This is a genomic window from Streptomyces sp. UG1 (genome assembly GCF_049974585.1).
Lineage (GTDB): Bacteria > Actinomycetota > Actinomycetes > Streptomycetales > Streptomycetaceae > Streptomyces.
The window spans coordinates 97,033-122,601 of record NZ_JBNGGG010000034.1; the positions used below are offsets into that span (position 1 = coordinate 97,033).

The 25,569-nt window shown below is 71.1% G+C and carries 26 protein-coding genes; 14 read left to right on the plus strand and 12 right to left on the minus strand.

What is annotated here, in order from left to right; translation table 11 throughout:
- Positions 1 to 25 precede the first annotated feature (25 nt).
- The 5 genes from ACP4J3_RS33555 to ACP4J3_RS33575 all read right to left on the minus strand — a co-directional run bounded on the left by ACP4J3_RS33555 (position 26) and on the right by ACP4J3_RS33575 (position 5,516).
- Positions 26 to 1,291 (minus strand): ArgE/DapE family deacylase, encoded by a 1,266-nt coding sequence (locus ACP4J3_RS33555; protein ID WP_426539978.1) that lies wholly within the window; start codon positions 1,289 to 1,291, stop codon positions 26 to 28.
- A gap of 127 nt (positions 1,292 to 1,418) precedes the next feature.
- Positions 1,419 to 2,852, minus strand: coding sequence for an ATP-binding protein (locus ACP4J3_RS33560; protein ID WP_426539979.1), 1,434 nt, complete (start codon positions 2,850 to 2,852; stop codon positions 1,419 to 1,421).
- Entirely contained in the window at positions 2,853 to 3,563 is a 711-nt protein-coding gene (locus ACP4J3_RS33565; RefSeq protein ID WP_426540028.1) for a response regulator transcription factor, read from the minus strand.
- A 153-nt stretch (positions 3,564 to 3,716) separates the two neighbouring features.
- Positions 3,717 to 4,802 carry an LLM class flavin-dependent oxidoreductase gene (locus tag ACP4J3_RS33570; RefSeq protein WP_426539980.1) on the minus strand — a complete coding sequence of 362 codons (1,086 nt, stop codon included), beginning with the start codon at positions 4,800 to 4,802 and terminating at the stop codon, positions 3,717 to 3,719.
- Positions 4,803 to 4,919: 117 nt separating this feature from the next.
- Positions 4,920 to 5,516, minus strand: a complete 597-nt coding sequence (locus tag ACP4J3_RS33575) for a TIGR03086 family metal-binding protein (RefSeq protein WP_426539981.1) — start codon at positions 5,514 to 5,516, stop codon at positions 4,920 to 4,922.
- Positions 5,517 to 5,578: 62 nt separating this feature from the next.
- On the opposite strand from ACP4J3_RS33575, the gene ACP4J3_RS33580 reads away from it, so the two are divergent.
- Positions 5,579 to 6,409: an AraC family transcriptional regulator gene (locus ACP4J3_RS33580; RefSeq protein WP_426539982.1), complete on the plus strand. Its 831-nt coding sequence runs from the start codon at positions 5,579 to 5,581 to the stop codon at positions 6,407 to 6,409.
- A 46-nt stretch (positions 6,410 to 6,455) separates the two neighbouring features.
- Here the strand turns inward: ACP4J3_RS33580 and ACP4J3_RS33585 are convergent, their stop codons facing one another.
- On the minus strand, positions 6,456 to 7,346 hold the full coding sequence (locus ACP4J3_RS33585; protein WP_426539983.1) for an NADP-dependent oxidoreductase: 891 nt from the start codon (positions 7,344 to 7,346) through the stop codon (positions 6,456 to 6,458).
- A gap of 125 nt (positions 7,347 to 7,471) precedes the next feature.
- On the opposite strand from ACP4J3_RS33585, the gene ACP4J3_RS33590 reads away from it, so the two are divergent.
- A complete protein-coding gene (locus ACP4J3_RS33590; RefSeq protein WP_426539984.1) occupies positions 7,472 to 7,879 on the plus strand; it encodes a winged helix-turn-helix transcriptional regulator in 408 nt (135 codons plus the stop codon).
- Positions 7,880 to 7,917: 38 nt separating this feature from the next.
- Here ACP4J3_RS33590 and ACP4J3_RS33595 read toward each other — a convergent pair whose 3' ends face one another.
- Positions 7,918 to 8,427, minus strand: coding sequence for a hypothetical protein (locus ACP4J3_RS33595; protein ID WP_426540029.1), 510 nt, complete (start codon positions 8,425 to 8,427; stop codon positions 7,918 to 7,920).
- 134 nt (positions 8,428 to 8,561) lie between these two features.
- On the opposite strand from ACP4J3_RS33595, the gene ACP4J3_RS33600 reads away from it, so the two are divergent.
- From ACP4J3_RS33600 to ACP4J3_RS33615, 4 genes are all read left to right on the plus strand, one after another.
- Complete coding sequence (locus ACP4J3_RS33600; RefSeq protein WP_426539985.1) at positions 8,562 to 8,897, plus strand: YnfA family protein; 336 nt, start codon at positions 8,562 to 8,564, stop codon at positions 8,895 to 8,897.
- A 91-nt stretch (positions 8,898 to 8,988) separates the two neighbouring features.
- Positions 8,989 to 9,765 carry an SDR family NAD(P)-dependent oxidoreductase gene (locus tag ACP4J3_RS33605; protein WP_426539986.1) on the plus strand — a complete coding sequence of 259 codons (777 nt, stop codon included), beginning with the start codon at positions 8,989 to 8,991 and terminating at the stop codon, positions 9,763 to 9,765.
- The gene (locus tag ACP4J3_RS33610) at positions 9,762 to 9,887 is read left to right on the plus strand and encodes a hypothetical protein (protein WP_426539987.1); all 126 of its coding nucleotides are present in this window, start codon (positions 9,762 to 9,764) and stop codon (positions 9,885 to 9,887) included. Before ACP4J3_RS33605 ends, ACP4J3_RS33610 begins: the two co-directional genes overlap by 4 nt.
- A gap of 187 nt (positions 9,888 to 10,074) precedes the next feature.
- The gene (locus ACP4J3_RS33615; RefSeq protein WP_426539988.1) at positions 10,075 to 10,875 is read left to right on the plus strand and encodes an LAGLIDADG family homing endonuclease; all 801 of its coding nucleotides are present in this window, start codon (positions 10,075 to 10,077) and stop codon (positions 10,873 to 10,875) included.
- 43 nt (positions 10,876 to 10,918) lie between these two features.
- On the opposite strand, the gene ACP4J3_RS33620 is transcribed toward ACP4J3_RS33615, so the two are convergent.
- Positions 10,919 to 12,112 carry an RtcB family protein gene (locus ACP4J3_RS33620; RefSeq protein WP_426539989.1) on the minus strand — a complete coding sequence of 398 codons (1,194 nt, stop codon included), beginning with the start codon at positions 12,110 to 12,112 and terminating at the stop codon, positions 10,919 to 10,921.
- 215 nt (positions 12,113 to 12,327) lie between these two features.
- Between ACP4J3_RS33620 and ACP4J3_RS33625 the strand changes: the two genes are divergently transcribed.
- From ACP4J3_RS33625 to ACP4J3_RS33635, 3 genes are all read left to right on the plus strand, one after another.
- The gene (locus tag ACP4J3_RS33625; RefSeq protein ID WP_426539990.1) at positions 12,328 to 13,185 is read left to right on the plus strand and encodes a DUF3558 domain-containing protein; all 858 of its coding nucleotides are present in this window, start codon (positions 12,328 to 12,330) and stop codon (positions 13,183 to 13,185) included.
- Between the two features lie 137 nt (positions 13,186 to 13,322).
- Entirely contained in the window at positions 13,323 to 14,189 is an 867-nt protein-coding gene (locus tag ACP4J3_RS33630; RefSeq protein ID WP_426539991.1) for a DUF3558 family protein, read from the plus strand.
- Between the two features lie 167 nt (positions 14,190 to 14,356).
- Positions 14,357 to 15,667: a DUF2637 domain-containing protein gene (locus tag ACP4J3_RS33635; RefSeq protein ID WP_426539992.1), complete on the plus strand. Its 1,311-nt coding sequence runs from the start codon at positions 14,357 to 14,359 to the stop codon at positions 15,665 to 15,667.
- Between the two features lie 67 nt (positions 15,668 to 15,734).
- On the opposite strand, the gene lysS is transcribed toward ACP4J3_RS33635, so the two are convergent.
- Positions 15,735 to 17,480 (minus strand): lysine--tRNA ligase, encoded by a 1,746-nt coding sequence (gene lysS / locus ACP4J3_RS33640; protein ID WP_426539993.1) that lies wholly within the window; start codon positions 17,478 to 17,480, stop codon positions 15,735 to 15,737.
- 127 nt (positions 17,481 to 17,607) lie between these two features.
- Here lysS and argS point away from each other — a divergent pair, with 127 nt between their 5' ends.
- Positions 17,608 to 19,374: an arginine--tRNA ligase gene (gene argS, locus ACP4J3_RS33645; protein WP_426539994.1), complete on the plus strand. Its 1,767-nt coding sequence runs from the start codon at positions 17,608 to 17,610 to the stop codon at positions 19,372 to 19,374.
- Positions 19,375 to 19,442: 68 nt separating this feature from the next.
- Here argS and ACP4J3_RS33650 read toward each other — a convergent pair whose 3' ends face one another.
- The gene (locus ACP4J3_RS33650; RefSeq protein ID WP_426539995.1) at positions 19,443 to 19,898 is read right to left on the minus strand and encodes a peptidoglycan-binding domain-containing protein; all 456 of its coding nucleotides are present in this window, start codon (positions 19,896 to 19,898) and stop codon (positions 19,443 to 19,445) included.
- A gap of 279 nt (positions 19,899 to 20,177) precedes the next feature.
- Here ACP4J3_RS33650 and ACP4J3_RS33655 point away from each other — a divergent pair, with 279 nt between their 5' ends.
- Genes ACP4J3_RS33655 through ACP4J3_RS33665 form a run of 3 tightly spaced genes read left to right on the plus strand, consistent with a single transcriptional unit; the run spans position 20,178 to position 22,651 of the window.
- Positions 20,178 to 20,981, plus strand: coding sequence for a peptidoglycan-binding protein (locus tag ACP4J3_RS33655; protein WP_426539996.1), 804 nt, complete (start codon positions 20,178 to 20,180; stop codon positions 20,979 to 20,981).
- Positions 20,978 to 21,838, plus strand: coding sequence for a helix-turn-helix domain-containing protein (locus ACP4J3_RS33660; protein WP_426539998.1), 861 nt, complete (start codon positions 20,978 to 20,980; stop codon positions 21,836 to 21,838). Before ACP4J3_RS33655 ends, ACP4J3_RS33660 begins: the two co-directional genes overlap by 4 nt.
- 36 nt (positions 21,839 to 21,874) lie before the next feature.
- Positions 21,875 to 22,651: a DUF4253 domain-containing protein gene (locus ACP4J3_RS33665; RefSeq protein WP_426539999.1), complete on the plus strand. Its 777-nt coding sequence runs from the start codon at positions 21,875 to 21,877 to the stop codon at positions 22,649 to 22,651.
- 67 nt (positions 22,652 to 22,718) lie between these two features.
- On the opposite strand, the gene ACP4J3_RS33670 is transcribed toward ACP4J3_RS33665, so the two are convergent.
- A complete protein-coding gene (locus ACP4J3_RS33670; RefSeq protein ID WP_426540001.1) occupies positions 22,719 to 23,924 on the minus strand; it encodes a PLP-dependent aminotransferase family protein in 1,206 nt (401 codons plus the stop codon).
- 317 nt (positions 23,925 to 24,241) lie between these two features.
- Between ACP4J3_RS33670 and ACP4J3_RS33675 the strand changes: the two genes are divergently transcribed.
- Positions 24,242 to 24,445 carry a hypothetical protein gene (locus tag ACP4J3_RS33675; RefSeq protein ID WP_426540003.1) on the plus strand — a complete coding sequence of 68 codons (204 nt, stop codon included), beginning with the start codon at positions 24,242 to 24,244 and terminating at the stop codon, positions 24,443 to 24,445.
- 22 nt (positions 24,446 to 24,467) lie between these two features.
- Here the strand turns inward: ACP4J3_RS33675 and hemB are convergent, their stop codons facing one another.
- Complete coding sequence (hemB, locus tag ACP4J3_RS33680) at positions 24,468 to 25,463, minus strand: porphobilinogen synthase (RefSeq protein WP_426540004.1); 996 nt, start codon at positions 25,461 to 25,463, stop codon at positions 24,468 to 24,470.
- Positions 25,464 to 25,569: the final 106 nt, after the last annotated feature.

Genomic DNA, 25,569 nt, shown 5'->3' on the forward strand with positions numbered 1-25,569 from the left:
ACAGGACCCTCGCAGCCGGGCCGGCTCACTTCGTGCCGACCGTCCGCAGCACCGTCACCGCCAGCGTCCGCGCCACCTCCACCACCTCGCCGACCGCCACCCGCTCACGAGCGCTGTGCGCCACCCGGATGTCCCCCGGCCCGTACTGCAGGGTCGGGATCCCCGCCCCGGCGTACAGCCGCAGATCGCTCCCGTACGGCGCCCCGCACTCCCCCAGGTCCGCGGCGCCCCCGGCGTCGGCCCGGGCACCCCGGATCACCCCCGGCAGCGGATGCCCCTCCGGCAGCCGCCCGCTGGCGAACTGCCCGCCCGGCCAGGTCACCGTCGCCGGATGCGCCCGCAGCCAGGGGTCGCCGGCGCAGGCCTCGGCGACGACGCGCTCGAGGGCGGCCCGCGCCTCGGCCGGGTCCTCCCCGAGCCGTACCCCCAGCCGTCCTTCGGCGACCAGCAGATCGGGCACGCTGCTCGCCCAGTCCCCGGCGCGCACGGTGCCCACCGACAGGGCGTACGGGATGGGGTGCCCGGCCATCAGGGGGTGCGGGTCCCGGTTGCGCTCGGTCTCCAGTCGGGCCAGCGCCCGGTGCAGCGGCACATACGCGTCGATCGCGCTGACGCCCTGGTCCCGCGCGCTGCCGTGCGCCGCCTTGCCTGGCACGGTGAGGCGGAAGGTCAGCGCGCCGGCGTTGGCGGTGACGAGGGCGCCGCCGGTCGGCTCGGTGATGACGCAGAGGTCCCCGCGGTGGCCGCGCCGCAGCGTGCCGAAGGCGCCGAGTCCGCCGTCCTCCTCGCCCACCACGAAGTGCACGCCGACCCGCCCGCGCAGCTTCACCCCGGCGGCCCGTATCGCGGTGAGCGCGGCGAGGTGGGCCACCAGGCCGGCCTTCATGTCGCAGGCGCCGCGCCCGTGGACGACGTCCCCGGCCACCCGCGGCACGAACGGATCGCCGGCCCACGCGTCCGGGTCGCCCGGCGGTACGACGTCCACATGGCCCTGCAGGACGAAGGTCGGCCCGTCCCCGCCGTCCTCCGTCACGCCGACCAGCCCCCAGGCCTCCTCGCGCTCGGCCTCCGTCCCCGGGAAGGCGGGGTCGGCGCGCAGCGCGTCCAGGTCCATGGACCACAGGTCGACGTCCAGCCCCAGCCGCTCCAGCCGCCCCGCCAGCAGATGCTGCAGTTCCGACTCGGCCGCGCTGCCGGTCACGCTCGGCACGGCGATCAGCTCCAGCAGCGTCCGCCCGATCCCGGCCTCGTCGATCTCGGCCAGTACGGCGCTCTCCACGTCGTTCAGCATCCTGACGCCCCTCCCCTCGCCCACCGGACACGACGCACGCCCCGCCCGAACCGATAGTGGCCTACGCCGGGCAGATCCGAGAGAGCGCCTCGGGACGCCGGGAACCTCGGGCAGCCGCCCCGGGTTCTCACCCCGAGTCACCCGCCGTAAACCCGATCGCCGTCCCGCCCCCCTCCCTCCGGAACGCGAACGGTGCCCCGCCGTGTGCCAGCGCGACCTCCCGCACGATGGACAGCCCGAGTCCGGACCCGGGCAGGGAGCGTGCGTCGGCGGCGCGGTAGAAGCGGTCGAAGACCCGCATGAGGTCGTCCTCGGCGATGCCCGGCCCCCGGTCGAGCACCTCGACGCGCACCGCCCCGGGGCGCGCGGGCCCGGCGACGTTGATCTCGATCGGCGCGGCGCCGTCGCGGTCGAACTTCGCCGCGTTCTCCACGAGGTTGGTCACCGCCCGCTGGAGCATCCCCGGCCGCCCGTCCATCGTCGTGTCGCCGCTCGCGCGGACCAGGATCCGCCGCCCGGTACGCCGCCGGGCGATGACCGCGACGTCCTCGGCGATCTCGGCGAGGTCCACCCGCCGGGCCGGCTCGGTGTCGGACTGCCCGGCCGCGAGGTCCACCAACTCGTTGACCAGATCGGTCAGTTCGCGCGCCTCCTGGCCCAGGTCGGCCACCAGCTCCTCCCGGGTGTCGGGCGGCAGCTCGTCGATGCGGCGCAGCAGGGAGATGTTCGTGCGCAGCGAGGTCAGCGGGGTGCGCAGTTCGTGGCCCGCGTCCTGCACCAGGCGCCGCTGGTCCTCCTCCGACTGCGCCAGCCGGCCCAGCATGCGGTCGAAGGCCCGGCCCAGGCGGCCCACCTCGTCGTAGCCCGTGACCGGCACCTGGATGCCCAGCCGGCGGGTGCGGGCGACGTTCTCGGCCGCGTCGGTGAGGACGACAAGCCGGCGCGTGATACGCCGGGCCAGCCACCAGCCGAAGAGCCCCGCGAGCGTCACCACGGCCGCCATCAGCAGCAGGGTCCGCTGCTGCAGCGCCCGCAGCAGGTCCTCCGTGTTGCTGAACTCCTGGGCCACCTGCACCGCACCCCGCCCGTTGCCGAGCGCGACGGTCGCGACGCGGTAGACGTCGCTGCCGACGTCGACGTCCTTGTGCTGGACCATCCGCCCGGCCGTCCGGTCGGCCGCGATCCGCCGGTCAGCCGCCGTGACCGGCAGTCCTGGACGGCCCGGGTCGACGACCGCACCATCCGGGCCGAGCACCTGCACATCGGTACGGGCGGGCCGTACGAGATCGTGGCCGGGCGCGGAGGACGAGAAGTCCTCGGTCGTCATCGGCCGCCGCCGCACCTCGCCGCGCAGATCCTGCACGACCTCGTCGAACACGGACTCCTGGTCGACCCGCACCAGCCGGGCGGCGGCGGTGTACGACAGCAGCCCGACCAGGACGGTGACCACGGCGGTCACGGCCGCGAAGGAGACCGCGAAGGTGCCGCGCAGAGAGGCGAGTCCGGTCCGCCGCCGTCCGGTGAACAACCGGGCGAGCCGGCCCCGGGCCGGGCCGCCCACTCAGTCCTCCCGCAGCACGTATCCCACGCCGCGCACCGTGTGGATGAGCTGCGGGGCGTCCGGCTCGTCGAGCTTGCGGCGCAGATAGCCGACGTAGACGGCGAGGTTCTTGGAGCCGGGGCCGAAGTCGTAGCCCCAGATGCGGTCGTAGATGGTGGAGTGGTCGAGGACGATGCCGGCGTTGCGCACCAGCAGTTCCAGCAGCTCGAACTCGGTCCGCGTCAGCTCCAGCTCCCGCGCGCCCCGCCACGCCCGGCGCGCCTGCGGGTCCATCCGCAGCCCGGCCGCCTCGATCAGCCGGGCGGTGGGCTCGGGGGCGGGCTGCTTCGGTACGTCGACGGGGGCGCCGTTCGTGTCACTGGTGCGGCGCAGCAGGGCGCGCAGCCGGGCGAAGACCTCCTCCACGTCGAAGGGCTTCACGACGTAGTCGTCGGCGCCCGCGTCCAGGCCGGCGATGCGGTCCTGGGTCTCCACCAGCGCCGTGAGCATCAGGATCGGGGTGCGGTCGCCCTCGGCGCGCAGCACCCGGCAGACCTGGAGCCCGTCGATGCCGGGCATCATCACGTCCAGCACGAGCACGTCCGGCGGCGTGCGGTGGGCCTGCGCGAGCGCCTCGACCCCGTCGGCGACCGCGGTGACCCGGTAGCCCTCCAGGGTCAGCGCGCGCTCCAGGGCGTGGCGGATGGCGCGGTCGTCTTCGGCGAGGAGCACAGTCTGGGGCACGGGTTCAGTCTGCCAAGGCCTCCGGCGCTTCGGCCGGGCGAGCGAGCCTGCGATCACCCTTCTTACTGGGCTCTCACCGTCACAGGGCGGCCCGCCCCGGATGCTGCGGCTCCCGGCCTCGCCCTCCGAGTCGGCCTCGCCTCAGGCGACGGTCGCCTCCTTCCCGGCGAGCAGGGAAGCGTGCGTGGGCGCCTGGGGGACATCGGCCGGACGGCCGTTCGCGAACTCCTTGCGCAGCACCGGCACGACCTCCTCGCCGAGCATGTCGATCTGCTCCAGGACGGTCTTCAGCGGCAGTCCGGCGTGGTCCATCAGGAAGAGCTGGCGCTGGTAGTCACCGGCGTACTCGCGGAAGGACAGGGTCTTCTCGATGACCTGCTGCGGGGAGCCCACGGTCAGCGGGGTCTGGTCCATGAAGTCCTCCAGCGACGGCCCGTGCCCGTACACCGGCGCGACGTCGAAGTAGGGCCGGAACTCGCGGATGGCGTCCTGGGAGTTGCGCCGCATGAAGACCTGACCGCCGAGCCCCACGATCGCCTGCTCGGGCGTGCCGTGGCCGTAGTGGGCGTACCTGGACCGGTACAGCTCGACCATCCGCTTGGTGTGGTCGGCCGGCCAGAAGATGTTGTTGTGGAAGAAGCCGTCGCCGTAGTACGCGGCCTGCTCGGCGATCTCCGGCGAGCGGATGGAGCCGTGCCAGACGAAGGGCGGTACGCCGTCCAGCGGGCGCGGCGTGGCGGTGAAGCCCTGCAGCGGCGTACGGAACTTGCCCTCCCAGTTCACGACGTCCTCGCGCCACAGCCGGTGGAGAAGGGCGTAGTTCTCGACGGCGAGGTTGATGCCCTGCCGGATGTCCTGCCCGAACCACGGATACACCGGGCCGGTGTTGCCGCGGCCCATCATCAGGTCGACCCGGCCGTCGGCCAGGTGTTGCAGCATCGCGAAGTCCTCGGCGATCTTCACCGGGTCGTTGGTGGTGATGAGGGTGGTGGCCGTGGAGAGGACGAGCTTCTCCGTGCGCGCCGCGATGTAGCCGAGCATGGTCGTGGGGGACGACGGCACGAAGGGCGGGTTGTGGTGCTCGCCGGTCGCGAAGACGTCCAGGCCGACCTCCTCGGCCTTCAGCGCGATGGCGACCATGGCCTTGATGCGCTCGCGCTCGGTCGGCGTACGGCCGGTCGTCGGATCCGGCGTGACGTCGCCGACGCTGAAGATCCCGAACTGCATGGTCGCTCACCTTCCAGATTGTTGACGGTTAAACTATACCTGGAAGGTGAGGACGCCGGCGGCTATTCCCAGTCCGCCGGGCTACGACGTCCGCTGGAGCTACGACCGCCGCCGGGGCTACGACCGCCGCCAGTGAGGATCCCTGCCGGTCCGCGCGAGCAGCCGCTCGAACCGCGACGCGCCCTCCGGCTCCGGCACCGGCTCCCCGAACACCCCCATCTTCCGGGCCGTCGGCGCCAGCTCCGCCACCGCGCCGGTCAGCTCCGTCACGACCGCCTCCTCGGCGCCGGGGTAGTCCTGCCCCGTGGCCCGCGCCAGGTCCCACACATGCACGGTCAGATCGAGCAGCGCCATCGAGCCGACCAGCCGCGCCGGCATGCCCATCCCGCCCGTCGTGCCCTCCTCGGCACCGGGCGCGGACCAGACCGCCACGAGCCGGTCCGTCTCCTCGGCGAACCGCTCCCGCCAGCCCGGCCCCGCACCGACCTCGTCGGGCGTCCCGCCGAAGTCCGACGACTCCTTCACCGCCAGCCGCTGGAACTGCACGATCACCTGGAAGACATGGTTGACCAGGGCCTTCACGTCGTACTCGGCACAGGGCGTGGGACCGGCGAGGGCCTCGTCCCGGATACCCCGCACCACCGGCAGCGCCCGCTCCCGCGCCAGGCCCAGCAGCTCACCGATGCCGTACGTCTTCACCGCGTTTGCGTCCATACCCCGACCGTAGGGACCGCACCGGCCGCCCCTCTTGAAGAAACGCGACATACGATCCCGCCATGGAGGCACCGGCACCGCGCCCCGACACCCGCGGGATCGTCAACCCGTCCGGGCTGCTGAGCCGCGTCCGGTTCCGCCGCCACGAGCCCGCCGAGCCGCTGCGCCGGTACGTCGAGTGGTACTGGCTGATCGACTGGGACCTGCCCGAGCCCTACGTCTCCCATGTCGTCCCGCATCCGTCCGTCAACCTCACCTTCCAGTGGGACGAGGCCGAGGGACCCCCGTATGCCGAGGTCACCGGCGTGGCACAGGGCCTCTTCGCCAGGAAGCTGACCGGCCCCGGCCGGGTCTGCGGGGTGAAGTTCCGGCCCGGCGGGTTCCGGCCGTACGCCCCCGAGGCGCCGGTCTCCCGGTGGACGGGCCGCGCGCTGCCCGCCGAGGAGGTGTTCCCGGCGGCCACCGGCGACGCCGCCCGCGCGATCGTCACCCCCGCCGACGACCACGCCCGGGTGGCCGCCCTGGACACCTTCCTCCTGGCCCTCCCCCACACCCCCGACCCCCAGGCCGACCTCGCCATGACCCTCGTCCGGCACATCCGCGCCGACCGCACGGTCCGCCGCGTCGGCGACTTCGCCTCGGCGCACGGCCTGTCGGTACGGGCGCTGCAACGCCTCTTCTCGGCCTACGTCGGCGTCAGCCCCAAATGGTGCGTCCTGCGCTACCGCATCCACGAGGCCCTGGAAACCGCCGGCACCCGCACCGACGTCGACTGGGCCACCCTCGCCACCGAACTCGGCTACGCCGACCAGGCCCATCTGGTACGGGACTTCACGGCGACGGTGGGGGTGCCGCCGACGGCGTACACGGCGGAGGCCGGAGCCGGGACGTAGCGGAGGCCGGAGCCGGGGCCTCAGAGGGCCAGTAGCAGCCGGGGCCTCAGGGAACCAGTACCAACCGCCCCCGCGCCCCGCCCTCGTCCAACCGCGCATGCGCCTTGGCGACCTCGTCCAGGCGGAACGTCTCAGCCACCCGGAGCGTCAGCACACCCTCGTCCACCAGCCGGACCAGCTCGGCGAGCCGCGCCCCATCGGCGCTCACCTCCACCGCCCCGGTCCGCACCCCGCGCACCGACCCGGGCTCCGCGTGCGGAATGAGGCCGATGTAGGCGCCCCCGTCGCGCACCCACTCCAGGGCCGGCGCCCCGAGGACCGCGGCGTCCAGCACGGCGTCGAAGCGCCCGGGCTCGACGGCGCCCGCCGTGAAACCGGTGGCCCCCAGCGACCGTACGAACTCCTCGTCCGTCTCCCGGGCCAGCGCGGTCACCTCGATTCCCCGGTGCGCGGCGAGCTGCACGGCGTATCCGCCGACCGCGCCCGCGGCACCCGTCACCAGCAGCACCTGCCCCGGCGTCAACTCCAGCCGGTCCAGGGCCTGTACGGCGGTCAGCGCGTTGAGCGGCAATGTCGCGGCGTACACGGCGTCCACCGTGGCGGGCGCCAGGGCCGCCGCGTCCGTGTCCACGACGACGTACTCGGCGTGTGTGCCCAGCGGCTTGGCCACGCCGTGGTCGAGCGCCACCACCGTGTCGCCCACACTCCAGGAACTGGCCACACCCACCGCGTCCACGGTCCCGGCGACATCCCAGCCGAGCCCGATCCGCTTCCCGGCGCCTCCGAAGACCCCGGCCCGCACCCCCGCGTCCACGGGGTTCAGCGCGGCCGCCGAGACCTTGATCCGTATCTCTCGCGCGCCGGGCTCCGGTACGTCGGTCTCCACGACCTCCACGACCTCCGGCCCACCGAACGAGTCCACAACAACAGCACGCACAGCGTTCTCCCTGGTTCGTCAGAGTGCGGGACGTATCTCCCGTCCACTGCGAACAACCCTAGGAAGAGTTACTATCCAGTAGTAAGTAGTTACCTCAGAGTGCGTACGTTCCCCAGAGGTGAGCAATGGCGACCATGACGGCGGCCCAGCGACGCGAGCAGGCCCGCATCGAGTACGACGCCTTCCTCAAGAGCTGCCCCACCAACCAGCTCCTGGACCGCATCAGCGACAAGTGGGTCAGCCTCGTCGTCGCCGCCCTGGCCCCGGGGCCCATGCGCTACAGCGACCTCGGCCGCAAGATCGCCGGCGTCAGCCCCAAGATGCTGACCCAGACCCTGCGCTCCCTCGAGCGGGACGGCCTCCTCACCCGCACCGTCACCCCGTCCGTCCCCCTCCGCGTCGACTACGAGCTGACCGCGCTGGGCCGGAATCTGGCCCAGTTGCTGACCGCGGTGAAGAACTGGGCGGAGACCCACTTCGACGAGGTGCACCGGGCACGCGAGCGCTACGACGCCGAGACCCCGGACGAGTAGCACCAGGCAGCGGCGCCGGCGTCAGAAGCAGCCCGGGGTCAGAAGTGATACGTGTCCCCCGTGTCCAGCACCAGCACCCGCCCCTGAGCGTTCCCCCGGTTCGCGTCCACCCGGTTCTCGTCCACCTGGTTCTTGTCCACCTGGTTCTCGTCCACCGCCCCGTCGCTCCACACCGTGTCGAACTCCAGCAGCACCTCCGTGGGCGCGCCCCGCAGCCGTACCCGGAGCCCGACCCGCTCGCCCACCCCGTCCGCCTCCAGCGCCCCGACCCGGCACAGCACCACCCGCTCCGCCGCCCGGGCACACCCCGCCGGCAGCGTCTGCCGGTCCGCCAGCGGCTGCGACCAGCGGATCCGCACCGCCGACTCGGGCGCAGCGCCGGGCCCGTGATTGTGCGGCGTGAACCGTACGTCGACGCGGCCGGCGACCATGTCGGCGGTGCCGTGATAGGCGAGATCCGCATCGGGAGCGCCCATCGCACCGGCGGCCGGAGCCATCCCAGCGACCACCGTCACCACGGCCGCCCCGCACACCGCAGCAACCCGCATCCGCCGCATACCGCAACTCCTCACTCCACGTGGTCGTAGAGCGATGTATCCCACGCGCGGCGGCCGGCAGGCGCCGTCCAACAGGTGACACGAGGGCGTACGGGGCCCTCACGCGGGCGTGCGAGGCTGACGCCATGCTGATCCTGCGCTCCGCCGCCCTGTTCGTCGTCGCCGCCCTGTTCGAGATCGGCGGCGCCTGGCTGGTCTGGCAGGGCGTGCGCGAACACCGCGGCTGGCTGTGGATCGGCGCGGGCGTCATGGCCCTCGGCGCCTACGGCTTCGTCGCCACGCTCCAGCCCGACCCCCACTTCGGCCGGATCCTCGCCGCGTACGGCGGTGTCTTCGTCGCCGGTTCGCTGGCCTGGGGCATGGTCGCCGACGGCTACCGCCCGGACCGCTGGGACGTCACGGGAGCGCTGATCTGCCTCGCGGGCATGGCGGTGATCATGTACGCGCCGCGCGGAGACTGACGGCGGCCGAGCCCATCTCATCGGCCCATCGCATCGCGCGCCTATCCTGTCCTGGCCGGACCTTCCGGACCCGACCGCACGAGGAGCAGCCATGCCCACCGCCGCACCGTCCGCCGCCTCCCGCATCGCCGTCGTCACGGGTGCGAGCAGCGGCATCGGCGCCGCCACGGCACGTCAGCTCGCCGCGGCCTGCTACCGGGTCGTCCTGACCGCCCGCCGCAAGGACCGCATCGAGGCGCTGGCGGAGGAGATCACCACGGCCGGTGGATCGGCGACGGCGTACCAGCTCGACGTCACCGACCGCGCCGCGGTCGACGAGTTCGCGACGGCCTTCAGGACGATCGGCGTCCTGGTCAACAACGCGGGCGGCGCGCTGGGCGCCGACCCGGTCGCGACCGGCGACCCGGCCGACTGGCGCACGATGTACGAGACGAACGTCATCGGCACCCTGAACCTCACCCAGGCCCTGCTGCCCAAGCTGGAGGCGAGCGGCGACGGCACGGTGGTCGTGGTCTCCTCGACGGCCGGCCACGCCACGTACGAGGGCGGCGCTGGCTACGTCGCCGCCAAGCACGGCGCCCACGTCCTCGCCGAGACCCTCCGCCTGGAGATCGTCGGCCGCCCGGTCCGCGTCATCGAGGTCGCGCCCGGCATGGTCCGCACGGACGAGTTCGCGCTGACCCGCTTCGGCGGCGACACCGACAAGGCGGCGAAGGTCTACGAGGGCGTGGCCGACCCCCTGACGGCCGACGACGTGGCCGACACCATCACCTGGGCGGTCACCCGCCCCAGCCACGTCAACATCGACCTCCTGGTCGTCCGCCCGCGCGCCCAGGCGTCCAACACGAAGGTCCACAGGGAGCAGTGACAAAGGACGGCAAGGACCCGCACAACGAACGCCAGATGTGGTGGTGGCTCGGCTACTTCCTCTTCGGCATCCACATCGTGGCGTTCGTGATGATCTACGCGGTGACGCACGCGCCGAAGTAGCAGGTAACCCACAGGGGTGAACCCCATCGATCACCCAAACGGACGCTGAACTGTCGATCTAGGCTCGCAGCCACAACATCAAATCGACGGCCCCCGGCCGGGATGCCGGTCCCGAACCGAGGGCCTGACCAGCAAGGAAGGACTACGCTTCCTCATGGCTGACTGCGAGCCTAGCGTCCACCAGTTCATGGACCTCACGGTCCCCGAGTACGCGTACATGTTCGGCTTCTTGCAGGCGGACGGGCACCTGCAAAAGGGGGTCGGGCAAAAGGGCAGGTTGTCCGTCGAGATCAGCGCCCGCGACATCGAACTCCTGCGCATGTTTCAGAAGCTCACGCCGTACTACAGCAGCATCACCGAGCGCACCCGGTCCACGAACTTCGCAAAGATTCACACCTCGGTGGTCTGGTCCCTGTTTTCCCTGGAGGCCAGGACCAGACTCAACGAACTCGGCCTGCCCTACGGCCGCAAGTCGCAAACGATCGCGCCACCACGCGTCGAGGTCTCGACCGGCGACTATCTGCGGGGGCTTGTCGACGCAGACGGCTCAGTCGGTTTCACGAGCAAGGGGATCCCATTCGTCTCCCTCACCACAGCCAGCACTGCCATCGCGTGTCATCTGCGCGACTACGCACGGGATGTGGCGGGAGCCGAGCGCATCATCAAGCGCAACGCCCGGGACGGCATCTACAACCTCTTCTACACAATGGACGCGGCCCAGCGCTTGGCAGGCAACCTGTACTACCCAGGTTGCCTGTCCCTGGCGCGCAAGCGCACCACCGCCGACTCCATCGCCGACTGGGTACGCCCTGCCGACATGCGAGCCACGTATACACGGCGCCGCTGGACCGAAGCGGAAGACCGCGTCCTGCTGGAGCTCAACAGCCCAACGGCAGCCTCCGAGGAACTCGGCAGGACCGTTCAGAGCTGCAATCTCCGCCTCTGGCGCTTGCGCACGGGCCAAGCGGCCTTGCCCAGTGACCAGTGACTAGGCGCGTGAGGCCCCCGGTATCGACCGGGGGCCTCACGCGTTAGCCCTTGACACACACGACCTGCTTCAGCTTCGCCACGACTTGCACAAGGTCCCGCTGCTGATCGATGACCTGCTCGATCGGCTTGTAGGCACCCGGAATCTCATCCACGACGCCGGAGTCCTTACGGCACTCCACGCCCCGCGTCTGCTCTTCCAGGTCCTTCGTCGTGAAGCGACGCTTCGCGGCCTTACGGCTCATGCGCCGACCGGCTCCGTGCGAGGCTGAGTTGAACGCCTTCTCGTTGCCGAGCCCCTTCACGATGTACGAACCTGTGCCCATCGAGCCAGGGATGATCCCGTACTCACCGGAGCCCGCGCGGATCGCCCCCTTACGTGTGACGAGCAGGTCCATACCGTCGTACCGCTCCTGCGCCACGTAGTTGTGGTGACAGGAAATCTCCGGCTCGAAGGTCGGCTTCGCCTTCTTGAACTCCTTGCGGATGACGTCCTTGAGGAGCGCCATCATGATCGTGCGGTTGTACTTGGCGTACTCCTGCGCCCAGAAAAGGTCGTTCCGGTACGCAGCCATCTGTGGAGTGTCCGCCACGAACACGGCGAGATCGCGGTCCACCAATCCCTGGTTGTGCGGGAGCTTCTGGGCGACGCCGATGTGATGCTCAGCCAGTTCCTTGCCGATATTCCGGGAGCCGGAGTGGAGCATGAGCCACACCGAACCAGACATATCTATACAAAGTTCACAAAAGTGATTCCCTTGGCCAAGGGTTCCCATCTGTGTAGCCGCCCGCTCCTTGCGGAACCGCACAGCCTCAGCGACTCGATCAAACCGCCCCCAAAAGTCATCCCACCCCCCAGTGGCCAACCCATGCAACCGCCCCGGATCCACAGGACTGTCATGCATCCCCCGCCCCACCGGAATCGCCTGCTCGATCCTCGACCGCAGCCGCGACAGATCCCCCGGCAGATCATTCGCCGTCAGCGACGTCTTCACCGCCGACATCCCGCACCCGATGTCCACCCCCACCGCCGCCGGACACACGGCCCCCCGCATCGCGATGACGGACCCGACCGTCGCGCCCTTCCCGTAATGCACGTCCGGCATCACGGCCAGCCCTTCGATCCACGGCAGCGTCGCGACGTTCCGCAACTGCTGCAGGGCCACGTCCTCGACCGTCGCCGGGTCGGTCCACATCCGGATCGGCACCTTCGCGCCCGGCATCTCCACGTACGACATATCGCCCTCATTCCCCCGTAACAAAACACAAGCCTGAAATCGCAAAACCGGCGCCAGGGTCGATGAAAAGGGACAACGGACCGGCGTCCACGGCAGTGCGTGCGATACACATTGTGTCCAGTGGGCGCCCCCGTGCGGCAAGCGAATAACCAGCGGGGACACTGAGAGACCGGCATCCGACCGATCACACGAGCCACCGCGAGAGGAGCCTGACCGTGCAGCGGAAGGCGTACGTATCCGGCGTCGCCGCCCTCCTCGTGGCGCTGCTGGCAAGCTGCACCGGCAGCTCCGACAGCGGCGGCGCGACCGACGACTCCAACCCCGGTGGCTCCGGTACGACGGCGGCGCCGGCCGAACCCGGCCGGTACCGCACCCTGCCCGAACCGTGCGGCGTGGTCGGCGAGGACACGCTCGACTCGCTGCTGCCCGGCATCGAGCAGATCACGGACGCGGAGCAGCGCGAGAAGGCGTACGAGGGCACGCCGACGCTCACCTACGACACCCACCGCAAGGCCGGCTGCCGTTGGAAGGTCGAGTCGGCCGACGCCACGGACCACCTCTTCGTCGACTTCGAGCGTGTGGTGTCGTACGACACGACGGTCAGCGACGACAGCGAGGCGGAGCGGCTCTTCGCGACCAGGCAGGAGGCGGCGGACCTCCCGGTGCCGGCGAGTTCGGACAGCGCGCAGACGGACGGCGAGGACTCCCCGTCCGCCGATCCGGGCGCCGGCCCGAGCGGCTCGCCCTCCCCCGCGGCCTCGAACTCCTCGAACTCCGCATCCTCGTCCCCGTCGTCCTCCGCCTCCCCCTCCGATGGCGCGACCCCCGCCGAGCTCCAGCCCCGCGTCCTGGACGACCTCGGCGACGAGGCGTTCCTCGACGACGCGCTCGGCAGCTCCGGTTCGACGGCTCAGCAGCGCAAGGTGACTGTGGTGTTCCGCACGTCCAACGTGATCGTGACGATCGAGTACGAGGAGCAGCCGGCCACCGTCGGCACGGTCCCGGACAGCGAGGAAATGCAGGACAGGGCCCAGAAACTGGCCGCACAACTGGCGGACACGCTGGCGGACTAGCGCCGCTCGTTCACACCTCCACGCCCTTGTGCGACGTAACCGAAACGAGACCACACAGCTCCTTCACCGCGTACCGTGGCCCCTCGGACCCGATCCGACCGCAGGAACCACGAGTGTCAGCCATGAGTGAAGGAACCATGCAGCGAGCAGCAGATCGAGACCATCGTGACCGGCGTGACCGGCGTGAGCGGCGTGACCAGGGGGAGCGGCGGGCGAGGGGCCTGCGCCGCGCCCTTGTCTGCGCGGCAGCCGTCCCCGTGATGCTGGTCGCCGCGGGCTGCTCCTCCTCCTCGGACTCCGGCTCGGAGGAGAAGGCGGCGGACAGCGGCACGAAGACCTCGGCGTCGCCGTCGGAGAGCCCGTCGCCGACGGTGCAGGCGGCCGTGTACAAGTCGCTTCCCGATGCGTGCAAGGTGCTGTCGAAGAAGACCCTGGAGGACCTGGTCCCGGAGGCCAAGTCCGGCAAGAAGGGCTCGTCGGACGACGCGTCGACGCGCGGCTCCTGCTCCTGGAGCAGCCTGGACAACAACGGCGTGAAGGGCTCGCAGTTCCGCTGGCTCAACATCTCCCTGCTGCGCTTCGAGTCCGACGTCACGCGCGGCTCGGGCGACAAGCTGGCGCAGGACTACTACGAGACGCAGCTCGGGGACGCCAAGTCGGTGTCCGGGGCCAAGAACACCAAGTCGGAGCCGGTCTCCGGGGTGGGCGGCGAGGCGACCGCGGTGCGCTACGACCTGAAGAAGAAGGAGGGTTCCTTCAAGCAGGAGACGGTCGTGGCCCGGGTCGAGAACGTCGTCGTCACCCTCGACTACAACGGCGCCGGTCTGGCCGGTGAGAAGGCGCCGAGCGCGGACGCCCTGAACAAGCTGGCGCAGAAGGCGGTCAAGGAGGTCGTGGCCGCGGTGGCGAAGGAGAACGACGGCGGCGCCGCGGGCACGCCGAGCGGCGCCCCCTCCAAGGAGGCGTCCGGCTCCCCGTCCAAGTCAGCGTCGAACAAGAGCTGACTGTCACACCCGGCCCACCGCTGAGTCACAACTCCCAGCTCAGCCAGGCCCTTTGCGAGAGCCCGGCCCTCACCAGGGACCGGGCTCTCGCCGTACCGGCAGCACGTACGGCGTACAGATGTGCCACTCTGTTGCGCGCAACAACACGCAATGGGAGGGGAGTACGAGTGGCCGCGCCACCGAAGCTGACTCGGATGCACCGCGTTCTCATCGGCGTGGTCGTGTTCGGCGCCGTGATCATCGCCGGCATCGGCTTCGCCGGTTCGTACGCGGCCGTCCGCGAGCTGGCCATCCAGAAGGGCTTCGGGAACTTCAGCTATGTGTTCCCGATAGGCATCGACGCGGGCATCTGCGTCCTGCTCGCCCTCGACCTGCTGCTGACCTGGATCCGCATCCCGTTCCCCCTCCTGCGCCAGACGGCCTGGCTGCTGACGGCCGCGACGATCGCCTTCAACGGCGCGGCGGCCTGGCCGGACCCGCTGGGCGTGGGCATGCACGCGGTGATCCCGGTCCTGTTCGTGGTCGCGGTCGAGGCGGCCCGCCACGCGATCGGCCGCATCGCGGACATCACGGCTGACAAGCACATGGAGGGCGTCCGCCTCACCCGCTGGCTGCTCTCCCCCGTCCCGACGTTCCTCCTGTGGCGCCGGATGAAGCTGTGGGAGCTGCGCTCCTACGACCAGGTCATCAAGCTGGAACAGGAGCGCCTGGTCTACCAGGCCCGCCTGCGCTCCCGCTTCGGCCGGGCGTGGCGCCGAAAGGCCCCGGTGGAGTCCCTGATGCCGCTGCGCCTGGCCAAGTACGGCGTCCCACTGGCGGACACGGCTCCGGCGGGCCTGGCAGCGGCGGGCATCGAGCCGGCACTGCTGCCGCCGGTGTCCAGGCAGGCGTTGGACGGGGCGGCGGTGGCGGAGGTGGCGCCGGCGACACAGGCGAGCTTGAACGCGGCCCCCGCGGCCGACGCGACGCCGACGGCACCCCCCGGCGGGCAGCGCCCCGAACTGGACGGCACCTCCCACGCCGAGCAACAGGAATACCTACAGGACTGGTTCAACACCCCTCGCCAGGTCGAGTACCAGGGCGGCTACAACCCCCAGTACGACCCCCAGGACCACTACGAGCAGTGGTACTCGGAGCAGCAGCAGGCCGACCAGTACCGCGACCAGTACGAGGAAGAACCCCCCGTCCAGGAACCCTCCCCGGAGGACACCGGCACCTTCCCGATCCCGGTGACCGGCAACCGCACCCGCCAGCTCGGCGAGGGCGGCGGCCCCCCGGAGGCCCCGGAGCCGGACGAGGAGGCGTACTACCAGGTCTTCAAGCAGTCGATCAACGGCAGCCTGCCCACGCCGCGCGAGTTCAGCGACAACGTGGAGGCGTCGTTCGGCCGCTCGGTTCCGGACGCCGACGCCAAGCGCATGGTGAACCGCTTCTCCAACCGCTTCAACGCGGAACTCGAAGAGGACCACATCGCATGACCGCCCCGCACGCGGTGAAGGGGGCGCCCGGCGAGCACCGGGCGCCCCCTTCACCGTGGAACCGGCGTCACTCCCCGAGCAGGGCCCGCACCCGCTCCTGCCCCACCGCCAGCAGCAGCGTGGGCAGTCGCGGCCCCGTGTCCCGCCCCACCAGCAGGTGGTACAGCAGCGCGAAGAACGCCCGCTGAGCGGTCTTGATCTCGGCCGGCAGCTCCTTGGGCGTGGCGTCCGCGGGGAACCCGGCCTGCACCTTGGGCACGCCGTACACGAGGTGGGTCAACCCGTCCAGCGACCAGTGCGACTCCAGCCCGTCGAGCAGCAGCCGCAGCGACTGCTGGGACGCCTCGTCGAGCGACTTCAGCAGCTCGGCGTCGGGCTCGTCCCGGACGATCGTCCGCTGGTCGGCCGGTACGTGCGTGTTGATCCAGGCCTCGGCCTTGTCGTACCGGGGCCGCGCCTCGTCCAGCGACGCCAGCGGGTTCTCCGGGTCGAGCTCGGAAAGGATCCGCAGGGCCTGGTCCTGGTGCCCGGCGGTGATGTCGGCGACGGACGCGAGCGTCCGGTACGGCAGCGGCCGCTGCGTACGCGGCAGCTCACCGGCGGCCGTCCGCACGGCACGGGAGTGCGCGGCGACGTCGGCCGGCAGGGCGGACCCGTCCGCCACCTTCCCGTCGAGCTTGTCCCACTCGTCGTAGAGCCGCTGGATCTCCTGGTCGAAGGCGATCTTGAAGGATTGGTTGGGCCTGCGCCGGGCGTAGAGCCACCGCAGGATCTGCGGCTCCATGATCTTCAGGGCGTCGGCGGGGGTGGGCACCCCGCCCCGCGAGGAGGACATCTTCGCCATCCCGGAGATCCCCACGAAGGCGTACATGGGCCCGATGGGCTGCTTGCCCCCGAAGATCCCGACGATCTGCCCGCCGACCTGGAAGCTGGAACCCGGCGACGAATGATCGACCCCGCTGGGCTCGAACACGACACCCTCGTAGGCCCAGCGCATGGGCCAGTCGACCTTCCAGACCAGCTTGCCGCGGTTGAACTCGTTGAGCCGGACGGTCTCCGAGAAGCCGCACTCGTTGCAGGTGTACGTCAGCTCGGTGGTGTCGTCGATGTACGAGGTGACGGTGGTGAGGTCCTTCTCGCAGTTGCCGCAGTAGGGCTTGTACGGGAAGTACCCGGCGGAGCCGGAGCTGCCGTCGTCCTCGCCGGCCGCCCCCGACCCTTCGGCGGCCTCCAGCTCGGCCTCGTCGACCGGCTTCTGGGACTTCTTGGCGCCGGCCTTGGGCTTGGTGCGGTACTGGGCGAGCACGGCGTCGATGTCGCCCCGGTGCTTCATGGCGTGCAGGATCTGCTCCCGGTACACACCGGAGGTGTACTGCGCGGTCTGGCTGATCCCGTCGAACTCCACGCCGAGCTCGGCGAGCGATTCGACCATCGCCGCCTTGAAGTGCTCGGCCCAGTTCGGATACGACGACCCCTGCGGCGCCGGCACGGAGGTCAGCGGCTTGCCGATGTGCCGGGCGTGGGACTCGTCGGAGACGCCCGCGATGCCCTGGGGCACCTTGCGGTACCGGTCGTAGTCGTCCCAGGAGATCAGGTGCCGGACCTGATACCCCCGCCGCCGGATCTCGTCGGCGACGAGGTGCGGGGTCATGACCTCGCGCAGGTTGCCCAGGTGGATGGGGCCGGAGGGAGAGAGCCCCGACGCGACGACGACCGGTTTGCCCGGGGCCCGGCGCTCCGACTCCTCGATGACCTCATCCGCGAAACGGGAGACCCAGTCGGTGGTCTCGGTGCTCTGAGCCACGATCGGCACGTCCTTCTTTCTGAACGGGTGAGGCTCCATTGTCACAGACCCGCGTGCGGCCGGAAAAACGGCTTTACCCCCCATGGGATACTGACTCTGTCTATCCATCCCCACGAGGAGAACGGCACCCATTCCTATGGCCCCGGTCACGTCCCTCAGCGACTCCGTCAACCAGCAGCTCGCCTCCGCCATCTCCGCAGCCCTGCCGGAGACCACCGCGGACCCGCTGCTGCGACGTAGCGACCGGGCCGACTTCCAGGCGAACGGCATTCTGGCGCTCGCCAAGAAGGCGAAGGCGAACCCTCGTGACCTGGCGACGCAGGTCGTCTCCCAGGTGGTCACCGGTGACGTGATCAAGGACATCGAGGTCTCGGGCCCCGGCTTCCTGAACGTGACGATCACGGACAAGTCGATCATCGAGAACCTCGCGGCCCGGTACGCCGACCCGGACCGTCTCGGCGTACCCCAGGCGGAGCGCCCCGGCACCACGGTCATCGACTACGCCCAGCCGAACGTGGCCAAGGAGATGCACGTCGGCCACCTGCGCTCCGCGGTGATCGGCGACGCGGTGGTCCAGCTCCTGGAGTTCACCGGCGAGACCGTGGTCCGGCGCCACCACATCGGCGACTGGGGCACCCAGTTCGGCATGCTCATCCAGTACCTGGACGAGCACCCGCACGAGCTGGACCACAAGGAGGGCGAGGACCTCCAGGAGTCCGGCCAGGCGGCGATGTCGAACCTGGACCGGCTGTACAAGGCGGCCCGCAGGAAGTTCGACGCGGACGAGGAGTTCAAGACCCGCGCCCGCCGCCGGGTGGTCGACCTCCAGTCCGGCGACCCGCACACCCTCGCCACGTGGCAGAAGTTCGTGGACGAGTCGAAGATCTACTTCTTCTCCGTCTTCGAGAAGCTGGACATGGAGATCCGCGACCCCGACATCGTCGGCGAGTCCGGCTACAACGACATGCTGGCCGAGACCTGCCGCCTGCTGGAGGAGTCCGGCGTCGCGGTCCGCTCCGAGGGCGCGCTGTGCGTCTTCTTCGACGACATCAAGGGCCCGGACGGCAACCCGGTCCCGCTGATCGTGCAGAAGTCGGACGGCGGCTACGGCTACGCGGCGACCGACCTGTCGGCGATCCGCGACCGCGTCTTCGACCTCAAGGCGAGCACCCTCCTCTACGTCGTCGACGCCCGCCAGTCCCTGCACTTCCGGATGGTCTTCGAGACGGCCCGCCGCGCCGGGTGGCTGAACGAGGACGTCAAGGCGGTCCAGCTCGCCTTCGGCACGGTCCTCGGCAAGGACGGCAAGCCGTTCAAGACGCGTGAGGGCGAGACCGTACGGCTCGTGGACCTGCTGGACGAGGCCATCGACCGCGCCAGTGCCGTCGTACGGGAGAAGGCGCAGGACCTGACCGAGGCGGAGATCGCCGAGCGGGGCACCCAGGTGGGCATCGGCGCGGTGAAGTACGCGGACCTGTCGACGTCGGCGAACCGGGACTACAAGTTCGACCTGGATCAGATGGTCTCGCTGAACGGCGACACGTCGGTCTACCTCCAGTACGCCTACGCCCGTATCCGGTCGATCCTGCGCAAGGCCGGCGACGTACGGCCCGCCGCGCACCCGGAGCTGGAGCTGCACGCGGCGGAGCGGGCCCTGGGCCTGCACGTGGACGCGTTCGCGGAGACGGTGGCCGAGGCGGGGACGGAGTACGCCCCGCACAAGATGGCGGCGTACCTGTACCAGTTGGCGTCGCTGTACACGTCGTTCTACGACAAGTGCCCGGTGCTGAAGGCCGACTCGCCCGAGCAGGTGGAGAACCGGCTGTTCCTGTGCGACGTGACGGCCCGCACCCTGCACCGGGGCATGGCCCTGCTGGGCATCCGGACGCCCGAGCGGCTCTGACGACGGCGACAGGCCGCGGCCCGTCCTCTCCCCCGAGGGAGGACGGGCCGCGGCGTGGGTGGGTCGGATCAGGGGCAGTTGGGACAGGCGTTGGCCATCCGCTTGAACGCTGCCTTGGTCTTGGATCCGGCGATGCCGTCGATCGCGCCGTTGTAGCCGTAGCGGGCCTTGAGCCACTTCTGCAGCGCCTTGATCGTGTTGGGCCCGACGATGCCGTCGATCTGGTTGCTGGGGTAGCCCCAGTTGGTGAGCCACTTCTGCATGGCCTTCCAACTGTTGGTGCCGAGCAGCCCGTCGATCGACCCGCGGTAGCCCCAGTGCTGCTTCAGCACCCGCTGGACCTTCTTGGCCTCCGCGTTGGTCAGGCCGAGGTTGTTCACCGCGAGGATGGTCACCTCGGAGCTCGCGGCCGGCTTCGTGTCCTGTGCCGCGAAGGAGGCACCCGCGGTGGCGAGGCTTCCGGCGGCCAGGCCGATCACGGCGGTGAGGCTGACGACGGTCCTCGTCAACGCGTTCGCACGCATATTTCCCCCTTGGGGTCGTGGGACGGCACTTGGTGTGCCGCCTTCTGACACATCGAGAGTGCGGGGCGGGCGGCGCGGCTTGCCACAGTTGCCGCAGAAGTGACGTCATCGTGGGATGTCCCGGCCTCTGACCTGCACGGACGCCAGCCATAGGGACGTCACGGCGAGACGTCTGGGATGGCGTTGGCTGATTCCTTACCGGTGCGGGGACCTGGTTCCGGTGTGGACCGTGGATGCTGATGCAGAATGCGACAGGGCACGAACCCGCATGGGGGGAACATGTCGCGTTGGGCAACGCTGCCCGCGGAACTGGATCCGCGCGTACGGCAACTGGTCGTACGCCTGCGCCGGCTGAAGGACCACAGTGGGCTGAGCCTGCGGCAGTTGGCGGCGCGGACCGGATACAGCCAGAAGTCGTGGGAACGGTATCTGGGCGGCAGATCCCTGCCCGCCCGGGAGGCCGTCGAGGCGCTGGCCCGGGTGGCGGGTGAGGATCCGACGCGCCTGCTGGCGCTGCACGAGCTCGCCGAGGAGGCGTGGGGGAACAGACGCGCCGGCACGCAGGCGCCGGCAGAGCCGGAGGCCCTCTCCACCGAAGCGACCGAAGCCACCGAAGCCACCGTCTCCACCGGTACGCGCTCGCCCGGCCGTTCGCTGCGCATCGCGCTCATCGCGGGAGCGGTCGCGCTGCTGCTGGCGGTCTCCACGGCCGTCCTCCTCGTCGTACGACTGGGCGGCGAGGAGGAGAGGCGGCCCACCACGTCCCTCCCCGCTGCCGCCGCGTCGGCGACCGCCCCGGCCGCGGGGTCGACGACCACCTACACCTGCCGTATCGAGCGGGTCGACGGCCGCTGGTACGCGGGCCTCAGCCGCACCCAGAAAGGCATCGTGGCGTACGGCGACGCGGGGCCGATGGTGGCCGAGGCGCAGTGCCTGCTGCGCCGGGCGGGCATCTCGCCGGGCACCGTCGACGGGATCTTCGGCCCGAACACGCAACGCGCGGTCAAGCAGGTGCAGCAGCGGGAGAAACTGGTCGTGGACGGCATCGTCGGACCGCACACCTGGAAGGTGCTACGGCGATGACGACGACGCCGTCGCCGGAACGGGCCCGGCTGGCCGCCGCGTTGCGGGAGTTGAAGGGGCGGACCGGTCTGAGCCTGGCCGGGCTCGCGTTGAAGACCTCGTTCAGCAAGTCGTCCTGGGACCGCTACCTGGGCGGCAGGACGCTCCCGCCGCGCGAGGCGGTGCAGGAGCTGTGCCGTCTGGCCGGGGAGCCGGAGGGGCGCTGTCTGGCCCTGTGGGAGATCGCGGAGTCGGAGGGGAGCGGGCGGGCCACGGCGGCGGAGCCGCGCGTTCCCACCTCGCCCTCGCCTCCCGAAGAGCCCACGCCCGACGGAAGCGCCGACGACGACGGCGCCGTGCACCGCAGGGCGACGGTCGTGGCGGTGCTCGCGTCGGTGTGCGCCGTGGCGGTCGGGGGCATCGCCGCGGTGGTGCTGCTGCTGCCGGACCGGGACGGCGCACCGCGCGCTTCGCTGTCGCCGCCCCCGGCCGTGGCCGGGCCGCGCTGCCAGGGAGAGGTCTGCGAGGGCAAGAGTGCCATGCAGATGCAGTGCGCGGGCGGGCCGGAGACCCTCGCCCAGCACCGGACGGCCTCCGGCGCCTGGCTGGAACTGCGCTACAGCCGGGAGTGCGGGACGAGTTGGGCGCGGATGTGGGCGACGCGCATCGGCGACCGGCTCGACATGACGGCGTCCGGCGGCAAGGGCGGCGACACCGGTGACGGTCCCGTGCGCAGCGCGAAGGTCGAGAACGACATCGACGCGGCCAACTACGTCGGCACGCACATGACCGTGGCCCGGCCCGGAGACGTGGTCCGGGCCTGCTTCCACCCGGTCGCGGGCGGCGAGGAGTGTTTCGACAGCCGTGTGACGAGGTGAGGGCCGTTGTCAGTGGCTGCCCCTACAGTCACGGGCATGGCGACACTTCCGAACCCTCTGCCGAGGCTCGCGTCCCTCGGTCTGCCCCTCTCGCCCGGCGGCCTTGTGCAGGCCACCGTCGACGGGCCGTGGCACGAGCCGCTGCTGTGGCTGGCGGACGACCGGGCCGATCCCGGCGACTGGGCCGCGCTCGGGCGGACGGCACCGGCCGTGGGCCTGCTCCCGGTCGTGCTGGACGTCGGTGCCGGTCATGACGGCCCGGAGCTGTGGGCGTTGACGCCCGGCGAAATGTCGTACCCGGGGGATCACGACGCCGAGGAGGTGCTGGAGGAGTTCTGGGACGAGTGCGGGGAAGAGGACGCGGACTGGCCCGGCCTCGCCGCCACCGAGGGGCCCGACTCCGCGACGGACCCGGAATCCGTCGCCTCCGACATCGTGGACGCCCTCCTCGACGGCGGCGGCCCCCTCAAGGACCCCCGTCTCGCCCTGGTCCCGGCCCGCCGCAGCGCCGACATCCCCACGGCGATCGGCTGGACGGGCCCGGCGAACCACGAGAACGACACCGGCCGCCTGTCCGCGGTGCTCCGCTCCTGGGAGGACCGCTTCGGCATACGGGTCGTGGCGCTCGGCTTCGACACCCTGCTGGTGTCGGTCGCCGCCCCGCCGACCACCCTCGCCGAGGCCGAAGCCCTGGCCGCCGAGCACTTGGCGTTCTGCCCGGACAACATCTGGCAGAGCAGCGACACCACGCTCCGCGCCTACGCCGAGAACCGGCTCCTCAACCAGCCGGCCTGGCACTTCTGGTGGGACTGACGCCACACCGGCCGTGCGGCACGCACCGAACGCCGCGGGCACCGCACGGCCCTTTCAAGAACACCCCCTACCGCAGCCCCTCCCTCAGCCTCCGCAGCCCTTCCCCGATCTCCTCCGGCGTCTGCGTCACGAAGCACAGCCGCAGGGTCGCCCGGTCCGGCTCGCCCGCGTAGAAGGGCGCTCCGGGCACGTAGGCGACATCGTGGCGCACCACCTGGGGCAGCAGCTCCGTCGTGTCGTACGACTGCGGAAGCCGGGCCCAGAGGAACATGCCGCCCTCGGGCCGGTTCCAGGCCGACCCCTCCGGCAGTGCCTGAGCCAGCCCCGCCAGCATGGCGTCGCGGCGCTCGCGGTAGACGTCCCGGACCCGGGCCACATGTGCGTCGAGGGTGCCGAGGCAGCGGGCGGCGGCGAGTTGGTTGAGGGTCGGGGTGTGCAGGTCGGCCGCCTGCTTGGCGACCGCGCAGGCCCGCCGCAGCGCGGCCGGGGCGCGCAGCCAGCCCAGCCGCAGGCCGGGGGCCATCACCTTGGAGAAGGAGCCGAGCAGCGCCGTACGGTCCTCGGCGCCCGGGTACGCGGCGATCCAGGGCACACGCTCCCCCTCGTAACGCAGCTCGCCGTACGGATCGTCCTCGACGATCCACACCCCGCACCGCGCGGCGACCTCGGCGACGGCCGCCCTGCGCCCGGCGGGCAGGGTCCGGCCGGTCGGGTTCTGGAAGGTGGGCACGGCGTAGAAGAGCTTCGGCCGCTCCCGCACCACCAGCTCCTCCAGCGCCCGCGGATCCACCCCCTCCGCATCCCCCGGCACGGCCACGACCCGCGCCCCCGCGAGGCCGAAGACCTGAAGTGCCGCCAGATAACAGGGGTCTTCGACGAGGACGGTGTCCCCCGGGTCCAGCAGCGCGCCGGCCAGCAGCGACAGCCCCTGCTGGGAGCCGGTGGTGACGAGGAGGTCGTCGGCGTCGGTCCCGAGCCCCCGCGCCGACATGCGCTCGGCGAGCCCGGTGCGCAGACTCGGCTCGCCCTCCGTCGTGGAGTACTGCAGGGCCGACGCCGGCGTCTCGGCGAGTACGTCCCGGAAGGCGGCGGCGACGGCGTCCCGGTCGAACAGCTCGGGCGCCGGCAGCCCGCCCGCGAAGTTGATCACCTCGGGCCGGGCGGTGACGGCGAGGATGTCCCGCACGGGCGAACCACCGACGGCCCCGGTCCGCGCCGCGAGCGACGGCACGGAGGCTGGGACGGGCCGGGGTGCGGGCTCAATGACGGTCATGACGCGGCTCCTTGGGCTACGGCGACGGACGGGACGGCTCGTGCCAGGCAGCCTAGAGAAGTAAATGCCGCCTACAACAAGATTTCCGCGATCCGGACCGACCGCACCCCGCACACCACCGCACACGCCCCCCCGCCACACCGCACGCAGGTCTCCCGGCGTCCCACAACACCCCACCGGGACGTACCATCCCCGCAGGTCAGAGACGGTCCCACCACACAAGCGTCCCGAATTCCCGGCCGAAGGTGGCAACCGGCACGGATGATCACGCAGGCTGGGGTCCGACCCCAACCCCCACCCAAGGAGAGGGCCACCCCATGTCCGCGTCCGTGCCCGCGTCCGCATCCCCAGCCCGTCGCCCCCGCGCCCGGCTGCTCGCCGCCGCGCTGGTGACGATCGCCGCGCTCGCGCTCACCGCGTGCGAGGACGGCCACGGCCTGCGCGACGAGGGCCCGTCGACCCCGACCAGCCCGACCGCGACGACACCCACGACACCACCGTCACCGTCGAACACCCCGTGACAGGCCTCTCCAGCAGGCCTCGCTACCGGCCCAGCCGCTGCGCGACCTCCGTCGCCCAGTACGTGAGGATGTTGCGCGCACCCGCCCGCTTGATGCCGGTCAACGTCTCGAGGATCGCCCGCTCCCGGTCGATCCAGCCCTTCTCGGCGGCGGCCTCGATCATCGAGTACTCGCCGGAGATCTGATAGGCGGCGACCGGCACGTCCACGGCGTCCGCGACCCGCGCCAGGATGTCGAGGTAGGGCCCCGCGGGCTTGACCATCACCATGTCGGCGCCCTCTTCGAGGTCGAGGGCCAGCTCCCGCATCGACTCCCGCGCATTGGCGGGGTCCTGCTGATACGTCTTCCGATCGCCCTTCAGCGACGAGGCGACGGCCTCCCGGAAGGGCCCGTAGAAGGCGGAGGCGTACTTGGCGGTGTAGGCGAGGATGGCGACGTCCTCCCGCCCGATCTGGTCGAGCGCATCGCGAACGACGCCGATCTGCCCGTCCATCATCCCGCTCGGCCCCACGACATGGGCCCCCGCGTCGGCCTGCACCTGCGCCATCTCGGCGTACCGCTCGAGGGTGGCGTCGTTGTCGACGCGCCCGTCGGCGTCGAGCACCCCGCAGTGCCCGTGATCGACGGTCTCGTCGAGGCACAGGTCGGACATGACGAGCAGTTCGTCCCCCACCTCGGCCCGCACGTCCCGGATGGCGACCTGGAGAATCCCGTCCGGATCGGTCCCGGGCGTCCCGAGGGCGTCCTTCTTCGCCTCCTCCGGCACCCCGAACAGCATGATCCCGGAGACCCCCGCCGCCACCGCCTCCGCCGCGGCCTTCTTCAGGCTGTCCCGGGTGTGCTGCACGACCCCCGGCATGGCGGCGATCGGCACCGGCTCGCTGACGCCCTCGCGCACGAAGGCCGGGAGGATGAGGTCGGCCGGGTGCAGCCGGGTCTCGGCGACCATGCGCCGCATGACGGGGCTGGTCCGCAGACGCCGCGGCCGAGTACCGGGGAAGGATCCGTACGTCGTCATGCCACCTACGCTACGCCCGTCCCGGCAGCACCTTTGCCGACGGCAAGTCGGGACGCGGCCCCGGAATCAGGCGGCCCGGAATGCGACGACCGCACCCCCGGGCCCA